This window comes from Thermasporomyces composti (assembly GCF_003386795.1).
GTDB classification, from domain to species: Bacteria; Actinomycetota; Actinomycetes; order Propionibacteriales; family Actinopolymorphaceae; genus Thermasporomyces; species Thermasporomyces composti.
Genome location: NZ_QTUC01000001.1, coordinates 203,497 through 226,891, shown reverse-complemented (window position 1 = coordinate 226,891; position 23,395 = coordinate 203,497). Strand labels below are relative to the sequence as shown.

The 23,395-nt window shown below is 70.5% G+C and carries 19 protein-coding genes; 14 read left to right on the top strand and 5 right to left on the bottom strand.

Annotated elements, in window-relative coordinates:
- The first annotated feature begins 69 nt into the window (after positions 1-69).
- Positions 70-510, top strand: coding sequence for a barstar family protein (locus DFJ64_RS00980; RefSeq protein ID WP_170152459.1), 441 nt, complete (start codon positions 70-72; stop codon positions 508-510).
- A gap of 100 nt (positions 511-610) precedes the next feature.
- Here DFJ64_RS00980 and DFJ64_RS00975 read toward each other — a convergent pair whose 3' ends face one another.
- Complete coding sequence (locus DFJ64_RS00975) at positions 611-1,738, bottom strand: polyprenyl synthetase family protein (protein ID WP_245940877.1); 1,128 nt, start codon at positions 1,736-1,738, stop codon at positions 611-613.
- A gap of 49 nt (positions 1,739-1,787) precedes the next feature.
- Between DFJ64_RS00975 and metF the strand changes: the two genes are divergently transcribed.
- On the top strand, positions 1,788-2,708 hold the full coding sequence (gene metF / locus DFJ64_RS00970) for a methylenetetrahydrofolate reductase [NAD(P)H] (protein WP_115848725.1): 921 nt from the start codon (positions 1,788-1,790) through the stop codon (positions 2,706-2,708).
- Between the two features lie 14 nt (positions 2,709-2,722).
- Here metF and DFJ64_RS00965 read toward each other — a convergent pair whose 3' ends face one another.
- Positions 2,723-4,081, bottom strand: coding sequence for a phytoene desaturase family protein (locus DFJ64_RS00965; protein WP_170152458.1), 1,359 nt, complete (start codon positions 4,079-4,081; stop codon positions 2,723-2,725).
- An 878-nt stretch (positions 4,082-4,959) separates the two neighbouring features.
- Here DFJ64_RS00965 and DFJ64_RS00955 point away from each other — a divergent pair.
- The 3 genes from DFJ64_RS00955 (at position 4,960) to DFJ64_RS00945 (ending at position 7,158) form a co-directional block, all read left to right on the top strand.
- A complete protein-coding gene (locus tag DFJ64_RS00955) occupies positions 4,960-5,481 on the top strand; it encodes an SAV_6107 family HEPN domain-containing protein (protein WP_170152457.1) in 522 nt (173 codons plus the stop codon).
- Between the two features lie 319 nt (positions 5,482-5,800).
- The gene (locus DFJ64_RS00950; RefSeq protein ID WP_245940876.1) at positions 5,801-6,508 is read left to right on the top strand and encodes a methyltransferase domain-containing protein; all 708 of its coding nucleotides are present in this window, start codon (positions 5,801-5,803) and stop codon (positions 6,506-6,508) included.
- A 221-nt stretch (positions 6,509-6,729) separates the two neighbouring features.
- Entirely contained in the window at positions 6,730-7,158 is a 429-nt protein-coding gene (locus DFJ64_RS00945) for a DUF3040 domain-containing protein (protein WP_115848721.1), read from the top strand.
- A gap of 241 nt (positions 7,159-7,399) precedes the next feature.
- Here the strand turns inward: DFJ64_RS00945 and DFJ64_RS00940 are convergent, their stop codons facing one another.
- From DFJ64_RS00940 to DFJ64_RS00930, 3 genes are all read right to left on the bottom strand, one after another.
- The gene (locus DFJ64_RS00940) at positions 7,400-9,775 is read right to left on the bottom strand and encodes a transglutaminase TgpA family protein (RefSeq protein WP_115848720.1); all 2,376 of its coding nucleotides are present in this window, start codon (positions 9,773-9,775) and stop codon (positions 7,400-7,402) included.
- A 68-nt stretch (positions 9,776-9,843) separates the two neighbouring features.
- Positions 9,844-11,190: a DUF58 domain-containing protein gene (locus DFJ64_RS00935; RefSeq protein WP_115851712.1), complete on the bottom strand. Its 1,347-nt coding sequence runs from the start codon at positions 11,188-11,190 to the stop codon at positions 9,844-9,846.
- Positions 11,191-11,195: 5 nt separating this feature from the next.
- Positions 11,196-12,218, bottom strand: coding sequence for an AAA family ATPase (locus DFJ64_RS00930; protein ID WP_211310450.1), 1,023 nt, complete (start codon positions 12,216-12,218; stop codon positions 11,196-11,198).
- A gap of 759 nt (positions 12,219-12,977) precedes the next feature.
- Between DFJ64_RS00930 and mraZ the strand changes: the two genes are divergently transcribed.
- From mraZ to murD, 9 genes are all read left to right on the top strand, one after another.
- A complete protein-coding gene (gene mraZ, locus DFJ64_RS00925; protein ID WP_115848719.1) occupies positions 12,978-13,418 on the top strand; it encodes a division/cell wall cluster transcriptional repressor MraZ in 441 nt (146 codons plus the stop codon).
- A 253-nt stretch (positions 13,419-13,671) separates the two neighbouring features.
- Entirely contained in the window at positions 13,672-13,917 is a 246-nt protein-coding gene (locus DFJ64_RS00920; protein WP_115848718.1) for a hypothetical protein, read from the top strand.
- A 9-nt stretch (positions 13,918-13,926) separates the two neighbouring features.
- Entirely contained in the window at positions 13,927-14,913 is a 987-nt protein-coding gene (gene rsmH / locus DFJ64_RS00915) for a 16S rRNA (cytosine(1402)-N(4))-methyltransferase RsmH (RefSeq protein ID WP_425452151.1), read from the top strand.
- Positions 14,910-15,506 carry a cell division protein FtsL gene (gene ftsL / locus DFJ64_RS00910; RefSeq protein ID WP_147304554.1) on the top strand — a complete coding sequence of 199 codons (597 nt, stop codon included), beginning with the start codon at positions 14,910-14,912 and terminating at the stop codon, positions 15,504-15,506. The genes rsmH and ftsL overlap by 4 nt, the downstream gene beginning before the upstream one ends.
- Before the next feature lie 440 nt (positions 15,507-15,946).
- Positions 15,947-17,680, top strand: a complete 1,734-nt coding sequence (locus DFJ64_RS00905) for a peptidoglycan D,D-transpeptidase FtsI family protein (protein WP_245940875.1) — start codon at positions 15,947-15,949, stop codon at positions 17,678-17,680.
- 161 nt (positions 17,681-17,841) lie between these two features.
- Positions 17,842-19,422, top strand: a complete 1,581-nt coding sequence (locus DFJ64_RS00900; RefSeq protein ID WP_115848715.1) for a UDP-N-acetylmuramoyl-L-alanyl-D-glutamate--2,6-diaminopimelate ligase — start codon at positions 17,842-17,844, stop codon at positions 19,420-19,422.
- Positions 19,419-20,834 carry a UDP-N-acetylmuramoyl-tripeptide--D-alanyl-D-alanine ligase gene (locus tag DFJ64_RS00895; protein WP_115848714.1) on the top strand — a complete coding sequence of 472 codons (1,416 nt, stop codon included), beginning with the start codon at positions 19,419-19,421 and terminating at the stop codon, positions 20,832-20,834. Before DFJ64_RS00900 ends, DFJ64_RS00895 begins: the two co-directional genes overlap by 4 nt.
- Complete coding sequence (mraY, locus tag DFJ64_RS00890) at positions 20,831-21,916, top strand: phospho-N-acetylmuramoyl-pentapeptide-transferase (protein WP_115851709.1); 1,086 nt, start codon at positions 20,831-20,833, stop codon at positions 21,914-21,916. The genes DFJ64_RS00895 and mraY overlap by 4 nt, the downstream gene beginning before the upstream one ends.
- A complete protein-coding gene (murD, locus tag DFJ64_RS00885; protein ID WP_115848713.1) occupies positions 21,913-23,376 on the top strand; it encodes a UDP-N-acetylmuramoyl-L-alanine--D-glutamate ligase in 1,464 nt (487 codons plus the stop codon). The genes mraY and murD overlap by 4 nt, the downstream gene beginning before the upstream one ends.
- Positions 23,377-23,395 lie beyond the last annotated feature (19 nt).

Here is a 23,395-nt window from a genome sequence, read left to right as displayed (position 1 = left end):
TCGGCCGCCTGGGCCAGGTGAACCGAGCGGGGCCGACGACTGGGCTCCATGGACGGCCGGAGGACTGCGGTGTCGACGCTCGACCCACTCGAACAGGTGCTCACCGGTGATCGCGCCCCGGGGGTCTACCTGTGGCCCGCCGCGCCGGCGACCGACCGGATCCAGGCCGTCGTGGGGGAGGCCGGCTGGAGGTTCATCTACCTCGACACGACGACCGTGGTCGACAAGGCGGGGTTGCTCGACGCGGTCGCGAAGACCTTCGGCCTGCCGGCCTACCTCGGCCGAGGTCTGGAGTCGTTGACGGCGTACCTCGCTGAGGTCCGCGATGACTTCGGGGTCCTCGTCGTGTGGGACGGCTGGGCGGGCCTCGCCGAGCTCAACCCCGAAGCGGCGCGCCTGGCCATCGAGGCGTTCACCGGCCGGGCGGCTCGCTCGCTCGGCGGGCCCTTCGTGGTCCTGCTCGTCGGCACCGGGCCAGCGCTCGACGTTCCCTCGCTGGTCCCCGAATGAGAGTGGGCGGGCCTGGGCTCCGGCCGGCCTGCGACGAGGGCGGTCGACGCGGGCCGCCGATCTAGCCACGAGGTGGCGTCGAAGCCGGCCGAGGTCGACGCTAGACCGTGCGCTGCGTGGCGAGCTGGGCCAAGGCGGCGAACTCGGCACGGAGCGCGTCGTCGGCGAGCGGCGCCTTCGCCAGCGCCTCCTCCGCCGTGGTCGTGAGCTCGGCGATCATGCCCTCCACCGCGTCGAGCGCGCCTGTGGAGACGATCAGCTCGCGCAGCTCCGCGACCCCGTCGTCGTCGAGGTCGCGCCGACCGAACCTGGCCTGAAACCGCTCCCGCTCCAGGTCACTGGCTGCTTCGAGGGTCTTGGCGACGAGCACGGTCTGCTTGCCCTCGCGCAGGTCGTCGCCGGCGGGCTTGCCGGTGACGGCGGGATCGCCGAACACGCCCAGGATGTCGTCGCGCAGCTGGAACGCCTCGCCGAGGGGAATGCCGTAGGCGGAGTACGCCTCGAGCAGCTCGGGGCTCGCGCCGGCCAGCACCCCGCCGAGGTGGAGCGGACGCTCCACGGTGTACTTGGCGCTCTTGAACCGCACCACTCGCATCGCTCGGTCCAGCGAGGCGGTGTTGGAGGCCTGGCTCACCAGGTCCAGGTACTGCCCGGCCATCACCTCGGTGCGCATCGTGTCGAAGTACGCCAATCCGGCGAGCAGGCGGTCGGGCGCGAGCCCGCAGCCGCGCAGCATCTCGTCGGACCAGCACAGGCACAGGTCGCCGAGGAGGAGCGCCCCACCGAGCCCGAACCGCTCGGCCGGACCGACCCATCCCCGTGTCGTGTGCAGCGTGGCGAACTGCCGGTGCACGGAGGGCCTGCCGCGGCGGGTGTCGGAGGCGTCCATCACGTCGTCGTGAACGATCGCCGCCGCTTGAAGAAGCTCCAACGCCGCGGCGGCGACCACGACGCGGGGATCGTCGGGGTCGCCGGCGGCGCCGCGCCAACCCCAGTAGCAGAACGCGGGACGCAGCCGCTTGCCGCCCGCGACGAACTCGACGACGGTCGTCACCTGGGCGTCGAGCTCGGGGTCGATGGCGCGCAGCTCGGCCGCCTTGCCGCGAAGGAACTCGTCCAAGGCGCGATCGACAGCGGCGCGCAGCGGCGCGAGATCCAGGCCGGCGCCACCGGCCCCCGCGCTCCCGTGCTCGGCGGTGTCGTCCTGGGTGCGCTTGATGCTCGGCACGCCCGCCAGCCTAGACCGCGGGGCCGTCCGTCCCAGTAGCCTGGGCCGCATGGCACCCCGACGACCTTCCACGAGGCTCGCCGCTCCCCCGACGGTCCGTGAGCTGCTCGCGGGCGGTGCGGTGTCGTACTCGTTCGAGTTCTTCCCGCCGAAGAGCGACGAGGGCGAGCGTCAGCTGTGGCGGACCATCCGGGAGCTGGAAGGTCTCTCGCCCACCTTCGTGTCGGTGACGTACGGTGCCGGCGGGTCCAACCGGGACCGTACGGTGCGGATCACCGGCCGGATCGCCGCCGAGACCACCCTCAACCCGGTGGCACACCTGACGTGCGTCGGTCACTCCCGCGCCGAGCTGCGCTCGGTCGTCGGCGCGTACGCCGACGCCGGCGTGCGCAACATCCTCGCTCTCCGCGGGGACCCTCCAGGTGGACCGGGGCAGCCATGGGTCCGTCATCCCGACGGCTTCGACCACGCAGAGGAGCTGGTCGCGCTGATCCGGCAGCTGGGGGACTTCTGCGTGGGCGTGGCGGCGTTCCCCGAAGGGCACCCGGAGGCCGAGAGCCTGGAGGCCGACGCGCGGTACCTCGCCCGCAAGGCCAAGGCGGGCGCGGACTTCGCCATCACCCAGTTCTTCTTCGACGCCGACGACTACTTCGCGCTGGTCGAGCGGGCTAGCCGCTACGGCTGCGACATCCCGATCATCCCTGGGATCATGCCGGTCACGAACGTTCGCCAAATCGAGCGCATGGCCCTCCTGTCCGGCGCGGAGTTCCCCGCCGACTTGGCCGAGCGGCTGCTCGCCGTGGAGGACGACCCCGCGGCGGTCCGTGCGATCGGTGTGGAGGTGGCGACCGAGCTCTGCCTCAAGTTGCTCGCTGGCGGCGCGCCTGGCCTGCACTTCTACACGCTCAACCGTTCGACAGCCACGCGGGAGATCTACGCCAACATCGCCGGAGTCCGCGCGGCTCGCTGACCCCGGCAGGTGCCTCATCGAGGCGGCCGCCCGAACGTCTCGTCGATCATCCGCACGGTGGCGGCGGCTCCGAGCAGCACCGCGGGCACGCCCGGCCCCGGGTGCGCGGTGTCGCCGACGAGGAACAGTCCTCGAACCGGTGTGGCGTTGCGCGCGACGCCCAGGCCACGCCACGGCCCCCGCCAGGTCGGCCCCCATGGACGGGACTCGTCGTCGAGACGGACCGCGACCCGGTCGCGGAGGTCGACGCCGTACCGGGCGAGCCACCGGAGGACGTCCTCGCCGGCCAACGCCCCGTCGGGCACCACGAGGGTGACCGCGCGATGGCCCGGCGGCGCGAGAGCGGGGTCGCGTGGCGCCCGCACGACGACGGTCGCCTCCGCGCCGTGGACGACGGTCTCGTGGGGGAGGTCCTCGGCCTCGCCTCGCAGGCCGAGGTGGACGAGGCGAAGTGCTCGCCCGGGACGGAGCCGTCGAGCGGCTCGCCGCAGCGCCCGAGGAGCGCTCGGCGACAGCCGGGAGACCACGTCGCGCACGTCGATGTCGCACACGACCACCTCAGCCGCAAGCCGGCTGCCGTCTGACAGTCGGACACCTGTGACGGCGGCCTCGTTGGTCTCGATGGCCACGACCGCGCTCCCCAGCCGAAGGTCGACACCGCGTTCCCGGACTCGGTCGGCGAGGGCGTCGGCCAGCCGGGCGAAGCCCCCGGGGCAGCGCCAGAGCCCGAAGGTCCGCTCGACGTAGGCGTGGACCGCGGTGAGCGCCGGAGCCAGCCGCGGCTCGGAGCCGACACCGACGGCCGTGTACTCCAGGACGCGCCGCGCGCGTGGATCGGGGAGTGCGCGACCGGCGAAGGTGGAAAGCGACGTCCCGAACGCCAGACGGCGCAGTGCTCGAGGGCCGAGACGTCGCGCTCCCGCGAAGGGGACCTCCAGGACGCGGGTGCGGAGCAGCTCCCACGTCGCGGTCAAACCGTCGACGGTCGCCTCCCACGCGTCCGCGGTCGCCGCGCCCAGCGTCTCGGAGAGCGCGCGTCGTTGGTCGGCCCGGCTCTGGGTGGGCAGGTCGAGGACCGTGCCGTCCGAGAACACGTGGCGTCGAGGGTCGGTCACCAGGTGGAGGTCGAGGACTCTCTCCAGTGGCCGTCCGGACTTGCGGAACAGGTCGCGGATGGTGGTCGGCAACGTCATCTCCGCGGGCCCCGCGTCCCACTGGAAGCCCTCGGCTGGGCCGACACCTGTCCGGCGCGTGATCTGGCCACCCAGCCGGGTGGCGCGCTCCACCAGCGTGACCTGGTGTCCGTTCTTCGCGAGCCGAGCGGCGACGGCGAGCCCGCCGAGCCCTCCTCCGACCACGACGACGCGTGCCACAGCCAGGGGAGCCTAGTGCGCGCCCACGTTCCGCCTGACTGGCCGGTCCCGCTGGTCACGGCTCGCCCTGCCGTTTCCGTCTGGGTGGACACCCCTGAGGCGTCGTGCCCAGACCCCGGCTGCGTACCCAGGCTGGGACCTCGTCCGGGTACCTAGTCCGGATTGAGTACGGCTTCGGATGATGCCGGCCGTTCCGGCCGGGAAGATTCCAGGCAAGAGGAAGGCACCGTCTCGGGTGGGCCCCGACGGGGGTGGGGCTCACCCGAGACGCGCGAGGCGCGTCCGGTCGCTTCTCTCGCTCGCTTCCTTCGTCGTCCTCTTCTTCTCCTCCACGTCTTCTCCTCCGCGTCTCCCACCGGTCTTCGCCGTGGTCTTCTCCACTCCGTGAGCTGAGGCGTTGTCGGTGCTCGCTGTCACACTCGCCTCATGACGGCCCGTACCGACGGCATCTCGACCTGGCACTGGGTCTCGACCCGGCATCGTCTGGGCGTCTCCAGCAGCCGGGACCCGGCCCTTGCCGGTTGCGAACTCCGCGCGTCGTGTCCGGTTGCTCGTTCCGGTGTTGACGCCCTCGGCGGTGGCCGGATACAGTGCCCATCGTTCGAACGTATGTTCGAGCAACGCCGGTGGTGCGGTGCCTCGTCTCCGCCGGGTGAGGGCCCAGCCGCCACCATCGTGGCGAGCTCGGGCCTGGCTGGGTCTGGGCGGAGTGTGCAGGGCAGGGGAAGCGTTCCGCCCAGACCCCAGCAGCCTTCGGTCACGCACGCACGGCGGCTGACACGTGGACGGATCGGGACGCGCGAAGCGAAACGAGGGGGAGGCGCAGCCAGGCCGTAGGAGTCCCTCGGACGGACGCTGTCTGACCAGGAGGAGTCGTCATGTCGACACGCGCCACGAGTCGATACAAGGCGCCGTTGGGACCGAGCGTCTTCACCTCACTCGACCGAGCTCGCGCCTCGCTCACCGAGGCGATGCTGGCGGACTCCGCCGCGGATCGGTACGTCGCCGCTCACGTCGCCGCGTTGCGGATCGCTGCCGCCGTGCTCGCCAGCCGCGCGCGTCCGGCTGGTCGTCGCCGCCCGACCAGCGCCTGGACGCTCCTCGCCCGGGTGGCGCCGGAACTCAGCGAGTGGGCGGCCTTCTTCGCCGCCGGTGCCGACAAGCGAGCGGCCCTGGAGGCAGGCCTCGGTCGTGTGACCGATCGCGAGGCGGACGATCTGCTTCGCGACGCGGAGCGGTTCTTGGTCGTGGTGGAGCAATTGCTCGACGTCCCGCATCGACCGGTGCTCCCACAGGGATCGGGTGTTGTCGACCAGCCGCGCACTGGACCGACCGGTGGACCGGCGACGGCGGCCGCTGCGGATCCCACGCCGTCGCGACGACCGGGCGCTGCCGCGTAGGAGCGAAGGCCTGCCTCCCCTGGAGCGACCTGACCCGGGCGCGCAGGCTGGCTCGGACGTGTGAACCGGTCGGAAGGCCGATCTGGTCTGACCATGGCATCGTCGGATGCGTTCGACGTCGGACGCGGACGACGTCGAATACGACCTTCCGTGGTCCGAGTGACCCCGCTGCGCCGTAGGGTTGGGGCGAGCTGTTCACACCGTCGAGGAGGCTCCGCCCGTGGCCCAGCGAGGCCCACACACCCCTGACACCGTTGACCATCCGTGGGGCGAGTCGCCAGGCAGTGCTGCCGGCCACCGCCGATCGGTCCGTGCTGAAGTGATCTGGCGCCTGGTACGAGCTGCCCTGGAAGAGCAGGTGGAGGTCGCGGCCCGATCCGTCCTCGACGTCGTCGACGCCGGTGGCGGCACGGGCAATCTCGCCGTACCGATCGCCCGATTGGGCCACCGCGTGACAGTCGTGGACCCCAGTCCGGACTCCCTCGCGGCCTTGGAACGGCGTGCGGAGGAGGCGGGTGTCACCGACCGTGTTCGAGCTGTGCAGGGCGACGCCGCCGACCTTCCGGACGTCCTCCAGACGACTGCCGACCTCGTGCTCTGCCACAGCGTCTTGGAGGTGGTCGACGATCCCGGTGTCGCTCTTCGTGCGTTGGCGGGTGTCTTGAGGCCGGGTGGTGCGCTGAGTGTCGTCGTCGCCAATCGCTACGGCCTGGTTCTCACCAAGCTGCTCGGCGGTCACATCGCCGAGGCTCGGACGGCGCTGACCGACCCGGCTGGCCGCTGGGGTGTGAGCGATCCGGTGCCCCGGCGGTTCACCGCTGAACAGCTGCGCCGAGCGGTCGAAGACGCCGGCCTGGTGGTGCTCGCCGAGCACGGGGTCCGCGTGGTCACCGACCTCGTCCCGAGCCGATGCGCGGACGATCCTGGCGGTGTCGACGAGTTGTTACAGCTGGAGTCCTTGGCGAGCGAGGATCCCACCTTCCGCGCTCTCGCGACCCAGCTTCACGTGCTGGCTCGGCGGCTCTGACCGACGGCGGCCGCGTCAGACCCATCGAGAGGACCAGCGTGGCCGCGAAGTGACGGGGTTAGGACGTGCGTGACGATTCGGGCGGCCGCGGGGTGGAGCAGGCCGGGACTGCCGGGGTACCGTCGAACGTGACAGGTCAGCTACCGCGCGGGTCGGTGCCTGCCTAGACTGCACCTAAAGCCGTTAAAGATCGAACACGGCAGTGTCCCGTTGGAGGTCCGGTGCCTCTCTCCGACCACGAGCAGCGACTGCTCGAGCAGATGGAGCGGGCCCTTGCCGCCGAGGATCCCAAACTGGCCTCGGCGCTGCGAGGAGTCGACTTGCGCACCCGGCAACGCCGCAGGGCGGTCCTTGGTGCACTGGTGTTCCTTGTGGGCATGGTCATGATGCTCGGTGGCGCCGTCGTGATGACCACGGGACGGAATGCCACCGGCTACATCGTGGTCAGTGTCCTGGGCTTCGTCGTCATGCTGGTGTCCGCCTACTACGTGGCGACGACGCTGCGCCATATGCCCGCATCGGGCGAGACGTCCACGGTGATCCCGCTGCGTGGTCGTGCCGGCCGGCCCGGTGCGAAGGGCAAGCCGAGCGGTTCGTTCATGCAGCGGATGGAGGAGCGCTGGCGACGCAGACGGGAGTCCGGCTTCTAGCCTCCTCCGCCTTTCGGGGTCCTTCGCAGGATTCCGAGCCTTCCTATCGTTGGGCTTGAGTGTGCCCGCTCTTTCGCAGTCCATCGGATCTTGGCTTTGGGACCTGCTCGCTCCACGTGATCAGCCGCCCTGCGGCGGATGAGCAGGCGGCGGTGTCGCGACGTCACGCTTTCGCGGATCGAATTCTCGCGGATCGAATGTCGTACTCCGCCAGACCGCAACCGCGCCAAGTCAGGGGAGATCAGCGTCCCGGTCGCGCGGCCGCCTGACCTCCAGCATCGGAACGAGACCACCATTGCCGAAGCCGCGGACCGATCGCGTCCACCGCATCGAACAAACGTGTGATCGGTCGCCACAGCCGCGGCAGGTGGCGCCACAAGGACGGGGGTAGGAGGAGCGCGAGGAGCTTGCGGCTGAGCGGCGCTCCCTCGCGCAGGGCGCGGATCACCATGCGGACATCGCGGGGAGTGCTGCCGACTGATCCGGGTTCGGGGGCGTAGCGGGTCCGTTCGACGGCACCGACGAGTCGGTGGACAGCCGCCGACACCGACATCGGCAAGGCCGTCAGCAGCCGGGCGCCCGTCGCCCGCGGTGTCAGCGAGGCATCCCAGGCCACGCCATAGTCGAGACAGGCGTCGGCGAGCTCACGCCACGCGCCCTCGACCAGGTGGGCCGGCTCGCTCCGTGCCAAGCGCACACGACGAATCGTCGTCCGCACGAGCATGGGTGACGCCAGGAGGAGCAGGACGCCGGCACCGATGAGCAGGGGAACCGGGTCGAGGGACCACCCGTTTGAGCCCGGGTTGGCTGGAGCAGCCATGTCGGTCGGCTCCACCGTGGGGACGACCGGCGCGGCGCTCGCTCGTTCCTCCCGAGGATCCTCGGGGCGCCCGGTCAGCCCAGGCTCCGGAGTGAAGGTGGTGCCGGAGTCGGGCACTGTCCAGGTCGGCGGCATGCCCGTCTGAGCCTGGGGGGTCGGCTCGAAACGCACCCAGCCATAGCCTGCGAAATACAGCTCCGGCCACGCGTGGGAGTCATGGGCGGTGACGAGCCAGGAGTTGTCGGGCTGACGCGTCCCGGGCAAGTAGCCGACCGCAACCCGAGCGGGGATTCCGAGCGAGCGCGCCATCACCGCCATCGTGGCGGCGAACTGCTCGCAGTAGCCCCGCTTGTCGGTGAGGAACTCCACCATCGCCGAGCCACCATGACCCGGCTCAACACTGAGGTCGTAGATGAAGTCGGTGCGGAACCACCGCTGCAGCGCCACCGCCTTCTCGTACGCTGTGGCCGCCCCGGCCGTCTGCTGACGGGCGAGCTCGACGACCTGGCGAGGCAGGTCCGGAGGGAGCCTGGTGTAGTCGCCGTGGACGGCCGACGGCGCCGGCCCGGCCGCCTGCAGACCCTCCGGCTGGAGGTCGACGTCCAATGTGGTGACCTCATACCGCAACCCGGCTGAGCTCTCGCCCTTGCTCACGATGTCGAGCGTGTCGGGGTCGTACCCCCAGTCGCCGGGCACGTCGAGTGCGCTGGGCGGATAGGGCGTCGGCAGCCACTTGCTCTCCAGCGCTTCGGCGATCTCGAACGTGCTGCGCACTCTCGTGCGGGGCACGCGGTCGTCGAGTCCAGGTGGGTCGGGCAAGGTGTTCTCGCCAGAGCCACCGGCGATGTCACGAACACTCCGTTGCGATGGTCGCCACCGCTGGCCGTCGAACTCGTCGAGGGTCACCAGCTTGATGTAGTCGGGCTGGTTGACCTCGGTGCGATACCTCAGGACCGGGACGTTCTGTGGGAGCCGCAGGTCACGCTTCAGGTCGACGATGGGGTTGTCGACGCGGATGGTCTGACCACCACCGCCGTTCCCGAGCCCTGGCCCGTCGCCCTGCCCGAAGACCCCTTCCGGCAGAGACGGCAGGACAGCGGGGACGACCACGGCGAGGCAGATCACGGTCGCGCCGACTCGACGTCCGGTCTGCCCCAGCGCGGACCCACCCACCGACTTCTGGGGACCGGCCACATCGTCGGCGAAGCCCACGACTCGGCCCCATCGGTTGAGGCGCTCGCGTCCCTCGCTGACGAGCAGGGCGATGTAGCCGATCGCGGGCAGGATGAAGGCGAACGGTGAGATGCCGTCCGCCACCGTGGTGGCGGGAATGCTGTAGAGCAGGAGGAGGGGCAGCCCGGCCCACGGTGCCAAGCGGAAGGTCGCGACCATCGTGTCGACGACGATCGCGACGAGCCCGACGCCCAGGGCGGTCACGACCACCAGGTCGGGATCGTGGGGCACCGGAGCGGCGAAGCGGACGACCACCAAGAGCCCGTCGTTGATGCGTTCGACCAGGGTGCGGACCGACTCCGAGCTCGGGAGGAAGCCGAACCGCAGCTCGTCGTTGGCATAGACCAGCGTGGCGGCCCAGCCAAGTGCGGCGAGCTGGCCGAGGGGGATGAGCAGGCGAGGGGTGCCAAGGTGACGGAGACCGAACCCGGTCGCCGCGACGAACACGACGGCGAAAGCCGTGGGCCATAACCACGCCTGGCTCTGCATGGCAGGGAGAAGCGCGAGGCTGGCCAGCAGGGTGGCGATGGCTCCGGCTGCGGTGGTTCTCAATGCGCTGATCACGGCCCCTCGCTCTCGGTCTGTCAGAGCCAGACGTCGCCGAGCCGGTCGACGACCGGTCGGCGTCCCCGTCAGGCCGGTCGGCTCGGCGGCATCACACCTACCGTATGGAACGGTGATGTCGACGCTGGCGTGCCAGAGGTCGGCGGCCCGGGCCGGCCCGCCGCCCCGACCAGCTCGCCCCAGACCGCGGGAACGGTGTCGCCAGCGGTAGCGACCGCGACTTTCCATCCCGCGTGCCGGAGCATGCGCACGCTGTCGGACAGCTGCTCAGCCACCTGCTGGGGCGAGCGTTCCTTCTGCATCGCCCACGACGGCGCGTCCGTGACGATGGCTAAGGCGTTCCTGCTCCCTTGGCGGAGGCGAACAAGCGCCTCGGCGTCGGCCGGTGTCAGCACACCGAGGACCGTGACGAGCAGTCCAGGGGAGCCGTCGACGGACAGGCTGGGGATCTGGCTGAGCTGACCCACCGACGACTGTCCCACGACGGCCAGCATGTCGAGGAGTAAGCCCTCGGCCTCGACGGAGAGCCCGGACTCCCGGGCGGACGCCGTCACCGAGACGCCGGAGTCCGTGTGGAATCGGACGGAGTAGCCGTGTCGGAGCAGGTGGACCCCCACGGAAGCGGCCGCGCTCACCGCCCATTCGAATGAGGACGCTGGGCCGCTGCCTCGGTGGGCGATGCGTCGGGTGTCGAGAAGCAGGGTTGCCCGTGCCTGCCATGGCTGGTCCTCACGCCGCACCATGAGCTCGCCGCGGCGAGCGCTGGAGCGCCAGTGCACACGGCGAAGGTCGTCACCGTCGCGGTACTCGCGGACAGTGACGTCTTCCTCGCCGTCCGCTGCCACGGCATGGGACCGGCTCTCGCCGCTGCTGGCCCACTCACCGACCAGCCGCGCGGATGGCAGGGGGTGGACGGCGGGCGTGACGAGGAGGTGGTCGCGCGCCTTGAAGGAGCGGGTGAGCTCCACGAGGCCGAACGGGTCGGTCACGCGCAGCGTCAGGGGGCCGATCGGGTATCGACCACGAACATCGGAACGGACGGAGTAGGCAACCTCGCGTCGCCACCGGCTCGACATCCGATCGAGGACGAAGCGAGGTCGGAAACCGAGCGTGTACGGCACGGTGTCCTCGAGCAGCAGCAGGCCCGTCGGCGCTCGTCCCACGTTCTCCAGCCGTAAGCGCACCACCGCCTGCTGCCCGACCTGGACACGGACGGGAGTGATGGAGCGGGACGCGGCGATGCGGTAGCGGGTCCTCGCGACCATGAGCACGGTCACGACGGGCAGGGCGAGGAGAAAGACGGCGACCCGGAGGAGGTCCTTCTGCCCGAGGCCGAGCGCACAGACGGCGGCGGCGACACCCGCGGCGAGGAACGCGCGGCCGCGTGTGGTCAGCGAGGAGAACCGCCCGCCCATCGAGCTCACCGACGACGACGCTGCGGGTCCGGTACCGGCACGGTCCGGAGGAGATCGGCGACGATCTGCTCGGGGGTGCGCCGAGCGACCTGTGCCTCGGCGGCCGGCAGGAGTCGGTGCGCCAGGACTGGGACCGCCAGGGCTTGGATGTCGTCGGGAAGGACGTACTCGCGGTTGTCGAGCGCGGCCGCGGCCCGAGCGGCGCGGAGCAGGTGCAGCGTGGCCCGTGGCGAGGCGCCGAGGCGTAGCTCGGGGGAGTTGCGGGTCGCGGTGACCAGCGCCAAGGCGTACTCCTTGACCGCGTCGGCGACGTAGACGCCCCGCACGATGTCGATGAGCTTGGCAATCTCCCGGGCGTCGGTGACCGGCTCCAAGTCGTCCAACGGCGAGCGCGCGCCGTGGGTGTCGAGCATCTGCAGCTCGGCCTGAACGCTGGGGTAGCCCATGGAGACCCTGGCCATGAAACGGTCTCGCTGCGCTTCGGGCAGGGGGTAGGTGCCCTCCATCTCGATGGGGTTCTGAGTCGCGATCACCATGAACGGCGGCTCCAGGTGGTAGGTGGTGCCGTCCACGGTGACCTGTCGTTCCTCCATGCACTCCAGGAGGGCGGACTGGGTCTTGGGCGACGCGCGGTTGATCTCGTCACCGACCACGATGTTCGCGAAGATGCCACCGGGCCGGAACTCGAAGTCCCGCGTCTCCTGGTTGTACACGGAGACGCCGGTGACGTCACTCGGAAGCAAGTCGGGGGTGAACTGAATCCGGCGTACAGTGCAGTCGATGGAGCGGGCCAGCGCCTTCGACAGCATCGTCTTACCGACGCCTGGCACGTCCTCGATGAGGAGGTGGCCCTCGGCGAGCAGAACCGTGAGCGCGACCTTCACGACTTCGGGCTTGCCCTCGATCACGTTCTCGACCGCACCGCGTACCTGCGCGATGGTCTGAGCGAGATAGGGAAAGTCCGCAGCCGGCGCCCAGCGTCGTCCGGGCCGCCTCGTCGGCTCGATTGTCGGGCCGGTCGACACCATGGCCTCCCTCTACCGGCAGGGCCGCGCGGGGCGGCGAGTGTTGGCTCTGAGTCTGTCAGGTTCGAGTACTGCGTGGGGCGGCAGATCAGGGTCTCCTCGTCCATTCACAGCGTGCCTGCTCCTGTCACACCCGCGTGGGGTCCCGCAACAGACCGCCGGCGACGTGTGGGACGAACGACGAAATCCCTTCGCCTTCAAGATCGTGCCCGATCGCCGTCAGCCAGGAGCCGGTACCCCTTCGAATTCGAAGGTACGCCGAGGCGCCAAGCCCATCCCCGGTTCCGGGACATGCCGGTGGGTGTCACGCGGCGAGGTCGTCGTCTCCGGGACTCCCCGGTGCCACACCCGCCAGTGAGCCGCGGGCCGCTCCACGTCGCTCCACTGCCTTACCTGCACGACCTGCACGGCCTCATCCCCACGTGCCTTGCCCCCACGTGCCTTACCACCTCCACCCGCGTCGCGCGTTCGCGTGGTCAGCTCGCCGCTCGCGAAGCCCAGCGGGCCCGTGCGCGACGGTGGCGGACCGGCTCTGTGGAGCGTCGTCCTTTGCGTGGCTGAACGGGGGCAGCGCGGAGCGTCCGACTCCCCGGACAGTCCTCTCGTCACTGTTCGTATTCGGCCTCTGACCTGCGACATTGTGCGCAGCGTGGCGACGCGGAGGACTGTCGCGACACGGCCGGGAATGATTGACCGTGGGGGGAAGTGGGGTAAAGTGGCGGCCAGTGGTGGAGAGCGGCACCTTGATTGCTACACGGGGAGGTGGCTGCCACGTTCCTCGGCACCCACACTCCCCGGCTGGATGAGAAGGGTCGGCTCTTCCTCCCAGCCAAGTTCCGTGACGAGCTGGCGGAGGGGCTTGTGGTCACACGGGGGCAGGAGCGCTGTCTCTACGTTTGGCCGATGTCTGAGTTCGCCCGCCTCACGGAACAGATGCGGCAGGCACCCGTCACGAACAAGGCTGCTCGCGACTACCTGCGGATGCTGTTCGCAGGTGCGTCGGACGAGAAGCCCGACAAGCAGGGCCGCATCACGATCCCGCCGATGCTGCGCGAGTACGCCGGACTGAAGCGCGACTGCGTCGTCATCGGCGCCATGAACCGCGTGGAGATCTGGGACGCGGAGGCGTGGGCTCGCTACTCCAGCGAGCAGGAAGAGGTCTTCGCCGAGCTGAGCGAGGAGGTGTTGCCCGGGATCCTGTGAACCGCGGGCGTGGCGTGGCGGCGCCACGACCGGTCGAGCACCCGCCTCACGGGTGGGACGGCGGGAGCTCATTGAGACGGACGCGTGCGGCGAGGTCTCCAGCCCGCTCCTCGCGCCTTCTGACGCACCTTCCCCGGCGCCAGACGGCGGCTTCCCCGGAGAGCGGGCGGAGACCTGGCCGCACGACACGAATTCTGCAGTAGAGGGGGGCGGCGTGAACGAACGAGGTCACGAAGGGAGCGGTAGCCGTCGTATGGCCACGCTTCCGCACGGGCCCGTGCACGGCCATCCGCCGTTCCTCGCCCACGGTCATGGTGGCGCGTCCTGTGTCGCACCACCCCGGATCCCGACCGACGAGGCGCCGAGGCGCGAGACGCCGCTATGCGACGGGTCTGTCCGGGAGGCGTTGCGCGCCCGGCTGGCGGTCGCCGCCTTCTCCCTCGTCGCCTCGTCGGCTGTCGTGATCGCGCTGCGAGTTCTGGTCGGATCCCCAGGTTGAGGCGGGCCCATGATGAACGCACGGACGGAGCCCGCCCACGTTCCCGTGCTTGTCGAGCGCGTTACCGAGCTGCTCGCTCCGGCGCTGCGTGAGCCCGACGCTGTCGTGGTCGACGCCACCCTCGGCCTTGGCGGTCATGCCGAGCGCATCCTGCGTGAACACGACCACGTTCGGGTGGTCGGTCTGGACCGGGACCCGGATGCGCTGGCCCTGGCTCGACGGCGGCTGGCCCCGTTCGGTGACCGCGTCACTGTCGAACGCGCGGTCTACGACGAGCTCCCGCGAGTCCTCGACCGACTCGGTCTCCAGCGCGTCGCGGGTGTGCTGTTCGACCTCGGTGTCTCCTCGCTCCAGCTGGACGAGCCGGCGCGTGGGTTCGCCTACAGCCGCGACGTCCCACTGGACATGCGGATGGACCCGACGACCGGACGCACTGCCGCGGACGTCCTCAACACCTACTCGGCGTCGGAGCTCACCCGGATCTTCCGCGTCTACGGCGAGGAACCCCATGCGCGGCGGATCGCCGACGCGGTCGTCCGAGCGCGTCGTGCGGAGCCGTTACGGACGAGTGGGCAGCTGGTCGAGCTGATCCGCGGCGTCGTCCGTGGTCGACACTCCGGCGGCCACCCCGCCAAGCGGACCTTCCAAGCGCTGCGTATCGAGGTCAACGCCGAGCTGACCACTCTGGAGCGGGCGTTACCTGCCGCCCTCGACGCGCTCGCGGTCGGTGGGCGGATCGTCGTGCTGTCGTACCACTCGCTCGAGGATCGGCTGGTCAAGCGCACGCTCGGGGCCCTAGCCCAGCCCGACGTGCCGCCAGGACTGCCGGTCGTGCCGCCGGAACACGAGCCGGTGCTCCGGCTCCTCACTCGTGGAGCGGAGAAGCCCACGCCCGCGGAGGTGCAGCGGAACCCCCGCGCGGCGTCGGCTCGGCTCCGGGCTGCCGAACGGATTCGAGAGGGCCGTCGGACGGTCCGTCAAGGGGGAGCCGGATGAGTCTGTTGCACGCCAAACCCGCGCCGTCGTCGACGCCCACGCCGCGCACGAGGCTGCGCGTCGTGCCCACGCCGCCGCCGGCTCCCTCGCGAGCCGCGTTCGTCGTGCTCGTGGTGCTCATCCTCGGGGTTGGGCTCGTCGGCTTGCTTCTGTTGAACACGTCGCTGCAGCGCGGATCGTTCGCGATCCACGAGCTGCGCCGGACGACGGCCGAGCTGGAGAAGCGGCAGGGCCAGCTCGAGCAGCGAGTCGCTCAGGCCAAGTCGCCGGAGGTCCTCGCCCGACGCGCGCGGTCGCTCGGCATGGTGCCCAATACCAACCCCGTCTTCCTGCGCCTTTCCGACGGAGCCGTGCTGGGCGACGCCGTACCCGCGAGCCCGCCGCCCACGCCACAGCCGCGGCCGACGTCAGGGCCGACCGGCGGGCCGACACCGGCGCCCAGCGGCGGGCCGACTGGGCAGCCGAACGGCACGCCGACACCAGGTGCCCCGACCCAGCCTCGCGGTACGGCGAGTCCGCAGGCGAGCCCCGCACCGCAGCACGACCAGGTGAACCCCGCGCCGGCGCTGCCCGAACAGAGAGGAGACCAATGACCGGTGTCCGGCCACCCCGCCGTGGCCGTCCCGAGCCGGCGGTCATCCCGCAGGAACGCCGGCGGACAGGCGGCGCGGCGACGAACGTGCGACAGAGATCCGGTCAGGGGGTGGGTCGCCGCGTCGGCGCCACCCGAGCGGCGACGGGGCGAGTCGCGGCCGCTCGGGTGACGTCGACGGGCAGGGCGGCTCGGCGAACACTTTCCGGCACCACCAGCGGGCGTGTCGCAGAGGCGGCCTCGACCCGACGGGAATCCGCCGGTACGACAAGGAAGGCGACCCAGAAGGCGACGCCAACCACGAAGGCGAACTCGTCCAGGGCGTCGACGGGTGTGCCGAGACGAGCTCGTTCGACGGGGGCCGAAGGCCTCCGAGCCGAGCCGCGTCGCCGGCCCTCGCGCCCTCCGGCGCGTCCCCCTCGTCGTCGCCGTCGCAGGCTCGTGCTGGGTCAGACGAAGCGGCGCTTGCAGGTCGGCTTCGTTCTGGTGGCCTTCGTCATGTCCATCTTCGCTGGCCGTCTCCTCGAGCTGCAGGCCGTGGACGCCGCGGGCTACGCCCACGCCGCGGCACGGGAGCGACTGCGCGAGGTCACCATCAGACCGAAGCGTGGCGAGATCACCGACCGCAGTGGTGTCCCGCTGGCGACCACCGTCGACACGGTTGCCGTGACCGCGGACCCGACGATGACGCGGTCCAACGCGAGGCAGATCGCCGAGGTACTGGAACCGCTGCTGGACGTCCCGGCGAACGAGCTCGTCCCCAAGCTGCGTAAACCCAACAGCCGGTTCGTCTACCTAGCGCGGAAGGTTCCCGCGGACACCTGGACGAAAGTCAAGGAGGCGTTGGCGGCGGAAGGCCTCAGCGGCGTCTTCCATGAGCCTGACCCGCTGCGCAGCTACCCCGCTGGCCAGGTCGCGGCCAACATCGTCGGCTTCGTCGGCGGTGACGGTCAGGGCCTGGCGGGCATCGAGTACGCCCTCGACGCCAAGCTCCGCGGTAAGGAAGGACATCGGGTCTACGAGCGTGGCGCCAACGGGCAGCAGATCCCGCTCGCGCAGAGCGCCGAGCGAGACCCCGTGCCTGGGGCGAACGTGGCGTTGACGATCGACCGTGACGTCCAGTGGGTGGCACAACGCGCGCTCGCCGAGCAGGTCCGGCGTCACAAGGCCCGCAGTGGTGACGCCATCGTGCTCGACGCCACGACGGGTGAGCTGATCGCGGTGGCGACGGTTCCCACGTACGACCCGAACAAGCCGACCGCCACCCCAGCCGAGCAGCGCGTCAACCGCCCCTTGCAAGAGGTGTATGAGCCGGGGAGCGTAGCGAAGGTGCTCACCGCCGCGGCGTTGATCGACGCCGGCTACGTCGCGCCTGACACCAAGATCCGCGTGCCTGGAACGCTGGTGCGAGGCGGTCACCGGATCGGCGACTACTGGGACCACGGCACCATCAACCTGACCTTCACCGGCGCGTTGGCCAAGTCCAGCAACGTGGGGACGATCCTTGCCGCGGAACGGATGCCGAAGCGGGAGCAGGCCGAGTACCTGCGCAAGTTCGGCTTGGGCCAGCCGACCGGCGTCGGCTTGCCGGGAGAGAGCAAGGGCTCCCTCGGTGACCCGGAGGACTGGTCGGACCTCCGGCGAGCCACGATCTCCTTCGGGCAGGGCCTGTCCGTCAACGCCGTACAGATGGCATCGGCGCTCGGCGCGGTGGCCAACGCGGGCGTCCGCGTCCAGCCGACGCTCATCAAAGGTTTCGTGCGGGAGGATGGCAGCGTCGAGCGGGCGTCCACCCCGAAGCGCACCCGGGTCATCAGCCGCGAGGCCGCCTCGACGGTGGCGCGCATGATGGAGCAGGTCGTGACGGGCGAGGACCCGTTGGCTCCGAAGGCCGCCATCCCGGGCTACCGCGTCGCTGGCAAGACGGGAACCGCGCAGCGAGTCGACCCCGCGTGCGGCTGCTACCGCGGCTACACGGCGTCGTTCGGCGGCTTCGCCCCGGCCGACAAGCCGAGATTCGTCGTCTATGTCGCCATCCACGATCCCAAAGGTGGCGACAACAGCGGAAGTGGCCTCGCCGCCCCGGTCTTCCGCGACATCATGGCCTTCACCCTGCAGAAGTACGGCGTTCCGCCCACGGGTAGCACTTCGCCCTCGATGCCGCTCACGTGGTAGCGCGGGCGCCGGTTCGGCCCGCGTGGTGTGCGCGGTACTCTCACGCCCCAGATGGCCAGGGAACGCACTGTCCCGTCCTGGCGACGCTGCGGGGTGCGCACGGACGACAGTCCAGGTGAGTCCAGACACGCCACACGAGTACGACCGAGGGAGGAGACGCCGTGGCCGTCCCCGCCGCCCAGCCGATGAGCCGGCGGCCTGCCAACCCACCTCGTCACACCCTGGCCGAGATCGCACGCGTCGCGGGTGCCGACCCCGCCCCTGGGTTCGCTGAAGTCACCGTCACCGGTGTGGCGCAGGACTCCCGCCTTGTGGTGCCGGGCGACCTCTACATCGCCCGACCGGGCACGGTCGCTCACGGCGCAGACTACGCGGCGCAGGCGGCCCACGCCGGGGCCGTCGCCGCGTTGACCGACCCCTCGGGGGCGGCCGCCTGCCGCGAGGCCGACCTGCCGACGATCGTCGTGCCTGACCCGCAGTCGGTGCTCGGGCCGCTCGCGGCGTGGATCTACGGCCACCCGTCGCGGGACCTCCTCATGCTCGGCGTGACCGGCACCAACGGCAAGACGACGACGACCTTCCTGCTCGACGTCGCCCTTCGCCAGGCCGGTCACCGGACCGGCCTGCTCGGCACCGTCGAGACTCGCGTAGGCGAGGAGGTCTTGCCGAGCGCGCGAACGACGCCGGAGGCGCCGGAGCTCCAGGCGTTGTTGGCGTTGATGCGGGAGCGAGGCGTGACCGCCGTGGCGATGGAGGTCTCCAGCCACGCCCTGACCTACGGTCGGGTGGCGGGAGTCGTGTTCGATGTCGCCGGCTTCAGCAATCTCACGCAGGACCACCTGGAGTTGCACGGCGACTTGGAGTCGTACTTCGCCGCCAAGGCGGCGCTCTTCCATCCCGACCGTGCTCGGCGGGGCGTGGTCAACCTGGACGACCACTATGGCCGGCGCCTGGCCCGCCACGCCCCCATCGAGGTGGTGACCTGCTCCGCGGCCGGTGCGCCCGGGGCGGACTGGAGGGCCGAGGCGGTCCATCTGACGTCCGACGGGACGAGCCGCTTCCGCATCGTCGGGCCTGAGGGCGCCAGGTACGCGCTGAACCTGAACCTGCCCGGTGACTTCAACGTCGCCAACGCCCTCCTCGCCGCGACCATGCTGGTGACCGCCGGTGTCGAACCCGCGGCCTTCGTGTCCGCGTTCGCCGAGTTCACCGGCTTGCCGGGACGGATGGAGCGAGTGCCGGGTCCGCAAGACTTCAGCGTGATCGTCGACTACGCCCACACCCCGGACGCGGTCGGGGTCGTCCTGAGGTCGGCTCGTCAGTGGACCAAGGGGCGAGTGATCGCCGTTCTCGGCTGCGGCGGAGACCGCGACCAGGGCAAGCGTCCACTCATGGGCCAGGTCGCGGCGCGGGAAGCCGACATGGTAGTGATCACTGACGACAACCCGCGCTCGGAGGATCCCGCGCGGGTGCGGCGAGCCATTCTCGACGGCGCCTGTGCCGTGCCGGCCACGGAGCGTGGCGACGTCGTGGACGTTCCCGATCGACGGGAGGCGATCAGGTGGGCGATCGGTGCCGCCCGCCCCGGCGATACCGTGCTCATCCTCGGCAAGGGGCATGAACAGGGGCAGGAAGTCGCTGGAGTGGTCTATCCCTTCGACGACCGAGTGGTCGCCCAGGAGGTTCTCCACGAGATGTCCGAGACGACGCAGGCCGCGGAGCGGAGGGTCGCCGGCCCATGATCACGATGACGCTTGCCGAGATCGCGGCGGTGGTTGGCGGGGAGCTTCGTGGCGCGAATCCGGACGACGTGGTCGTGGCACCACCGGTCGCGGACTCTCGGCTGGCGGAGCCGGGCAGCCTGTTCGTCGCTGACGGCCCAGGCCACAACTTCGCCGAGGATGCGGTCCGTCGGGGTGCGGTCGCTGTCCTCGCCAGCCGACCGTTGCCCGATCTGCCGACGATCGTCGCGCCACCCGCGCCCGACCGCGACATCGACGCCTCCGTCGTCGCGTTCGGTCGGCTCGCGCACGTGGTCGCCAGCCGGCTGGTCGACGCCTCGGTGATCGCCATCACCGGCTCCAGCGGCAAGACCAGCACCAAGGACATGCTCGCCCAGGTGCTCGCCGGTGCCGGTCCCACGGTGGCTCCGCAGGCGTCCCTCAACGACGAGCTCGGTGTCCCTCTCACCGTGGTCCGAGCCGACGAGGAGACGCGCTTCCTCGTGTTGGAGATGGGCGCCCGTGGCGTGGGACACATTCGCTACCTCTGTGACCTGGTGCCGCCCGACATCGCCGTGGTGCTCAACGTCGGTCTCGCGCACGTGGGGGAGTTCGGCAGCCGAGAGGCGACGGCCCGGGCGAAGGGGGAGCTTGTCGAGGCGCTGCTCGACGACGGCCTGGCGGTTCTCAATGCCGACGACCCGCTCGTGCGGGGGATGTCCGACCGCTCCTCGGCGCCCACGGTGCTCGTCGGTGAGGCCGAGGATGCCGCGGTGCGGGCGGAGAAGGTGTGGCTCGACGAGGGGGGACGGCCGTCGTTCGCTCTCGCGACACCACAGGGTCAGGCCGAGGTGCGACTGCGCTTCGTGGGGCGTCACCATGTGTCCAACGCCCTCGCCGCCGCGGCGGTGGGGCTCGCTGTCGGCATGGAGCTCGGCGAGGTGGCCGAGCGGCTGTCGGCGGCGGTGCCGTTGTCTCCGTGGCGGATGGCGGTCACGGAGCGTCCAGACGGGGTGACGATCATTAACGACGCCTACAACGCCAACCCGGACTCGATGCGAGCGGCGCTCCAGGCGTTGCCGACCATCGCCAAGGGCAGGCGGACGTGGGCGGTGCTGGGGGAGATGCTCGAGCTCGGCCCGGCCTCCGCGAGAGAGCACGAGGCCATCGGTCGGCTCGTCGCCGAGCTGGGTGTGTCCCGGCTGGTTGTCGTCGGAGAAGGAGCCCGCGCGATCGAGCGCGGGGCGAGGTCCGGGGGACAGATGGGAGAGGAGCCAGTCGTCGTGCCGGACGCCGATCATGCCTTGAGGTTGCTGCGTCGCGAGGTCAGACCGGGTGACGTCGTGCTTGTGAAGTCGTCGCGTGACGCGGGCTTGCGTTACCTCGGCGACGCGCTGTGCGCGCAGACGGCTGCCTCGGAGGGCGAGGCGTGAAGGCGATCCTCCTTGCCGGCGGCGTCTCCCTCCTGATCGCCCTGCTCGGCACTCCGGTCGCCATCCGGATTCTCGCCGCGCGGGGTTACGGCCAGATCATCCGAGACGACGGGCCCACCTCGCACCACACCAAGCGAGGCACCCCGACGATGGGCGGCGTCGTCATCATCATCGCCGCGGTCATGGGGTACACGGCCGCGCACATCTACGCCGGCCGCCTACCGTCGGCCTCGGCGGTGCTCGTCCTGCTGCTCATGGTGGGGCTCGGGGTCGTCGGCTTCCTCGACGACTACCTCAAGGTCTCTCGCCAACGCAGCCTTGGCTTGCGCGCCAAGGCAAAGCTCGCCGGCCAGATCTCGGTGGCGATCATCTTCGGCATCCTGGCCTTGCAGTTCCCCGACGAGCGAGGCGTCACACCTGGCTCGCCGTTCGTCTCGTTCATCCGCGACATCGAGGTGCCATGGCTCCGCCTGGGCTCGGTCGCTTTCGTCCTGTGGGTCCTGCTCATGATCGCGGCCACGTCCAATGGCGTGAACCTCACCGACGGCCTGGACGGTCTCGCCACGGGGGCCTCGGTCATGGTCTTCGCGGCCTACACCTTGATCTGCGTCTGGCAGTTCAACCAGTCCTGCGCCAATCAACCGGGCCCGAAGTGCTACGAGGTCCGTGACCCCTACGACCTGGCCGTCGTGGCGTTCGCGGTGGCCGCGGCGTGCTTCGGCTTCCTGTGGTGGAACGCCTCGCCGGCCAAGATCATCATGGGTGACACGGGGGCGCTCGCGTTGGGCGGCGGAGTGGCCGGCATGGCCATCATGACCCGCACCGAGCTGCTGCTGCTCCTCATCGGCGGGCTCTTCGTCATCGAGGCCGCCTCGGTGATGATCCAGACCGGGTACTTCAAGTTCACCCGCTGGCGGACTGGGACGCCACGTCGGATCTTCCGCATGGCGCCGATCCACCACCACTTCGAGCTCAAGGGCTGGAACGAGGTCACGATCGTGATCCGGTTCTGGATCATCTGTGGGATCTGCGTGGCTGGCGCGGTGGGCATCTTCTACACCGAGTGGGTGACTGGCACATGACGACCGACGTGAACGTGCGGAGCTGGCTCGACGAGGCCAATCGGACCTCTCCGTGGCCGACGGTGACCGTCCTGGTCGCCGGTATCGGGGTCTCCGGGTACTCCGCCGCCGCCGGCCTGCTCCAGGTCGGGGCGAGGGTGATCGTGGTCGACGAGCGGGACGGCGACGCCGAGCGGGAGAAGGCGACGATCCTGGAGACACTGGGGGCCGACGTGCGGCTCGGCGCCGGCACCACCCAGTCGCTCCCGGACGGCGTCGACGTGGTGGTCACCTCTCCGGGCTGGCGGCCGGACGCCCCGCTCCTGGTGGAGGCGGCCAAGCGCGACCTCCCGATTCTCGGCGAGGTCGACCTCGCGTTGCGGCTCCGCGACCCGGAACGCCCCGCGCCCTGGCTCGCGGTCACCGGCACGAACGGCAAGACCACCACGGTGGGCATGGTCGCGGCGATCTTGCGGGCTGCCGGGCTCCGCACGGCCGCGGTGGGCAACATCGGGTCTCCCGTCGTCGACGCGGTCCTCGATCCCACGCCCTACGACGTCCTCGCGGTCGAGCTCTCCAGCTTTCAGCTGCACTGGGCGCGGCCGTTGGGCGCGCGGGCGGCCGCTGTGCTCAACGTCGCACCGGACCACCTCGACTGGCACGGGTCGATGGACGCCTACGCCCGCGACAAGGGCAAGATCTACGAAGGCTGTGAGGTCGCCTGCGTCTACAACGTGGCCGACCCCACCACGGAGGACCTCGTTCGGGCCGCCGACGTGGTCGAAGGGTGTCGGGCGATCGGGTTCACCGCCGGAATCCCGGCTGTCGGGATGATCGGGATCGTCGACGGGGTCATCGCCGACCGTGCCTTTGTCGCCCAGCGCCAGACCTCCGCTGCGGAGCTGTGCAAGCTGGATGACCTGCCCTCCCAGGCGCCCCACAACATCGCCAACGCGCTCGCGGCCGCCGCTCTCGCCCGCGCCTTCGGAGTGCCACCGGCGGCTGTTCGGGCCGGCCTGTCGGGCTTCCACCTCGAGCCACACCGCATCCAGTACGTCGCCGAGCACAACGGGGTGACCTACGTCGACGACTCCAAGGCGACCAACGCGCACGCCGCCTTGGCGTCCCTGCTCTCCTACGAGCCGGTGGTCTGGATCGCGGGCGGCTTGGCCAAGGGACAGGAGTTCGACGATCTGGTGCAGACTGTCAAGGGTCGGTTGCGTGGGGTAGTGCTCTTGGGGCAGGACCGCCACCTGCTCGCCGACGCACTCGCGCGACACGCCCCTGACGTCCCCGTCGTCGAGGTGGCGGGCGGAGACACTGAGGTGATGGATCGTGTCGTGGCGAGTGCCGCACAGCTCGCCCAGCCGGGCGACACGGTGCTCCTCGCCCCCGGCTGTGCCTCCTTCGACCTGTTCGACAGCTACGCCGCTCGTGGCGACGCCTTCGCGGCGTCGGTACGCCGGCTCGGAGGTCGCTGACGACACGACCCGTGGAGGA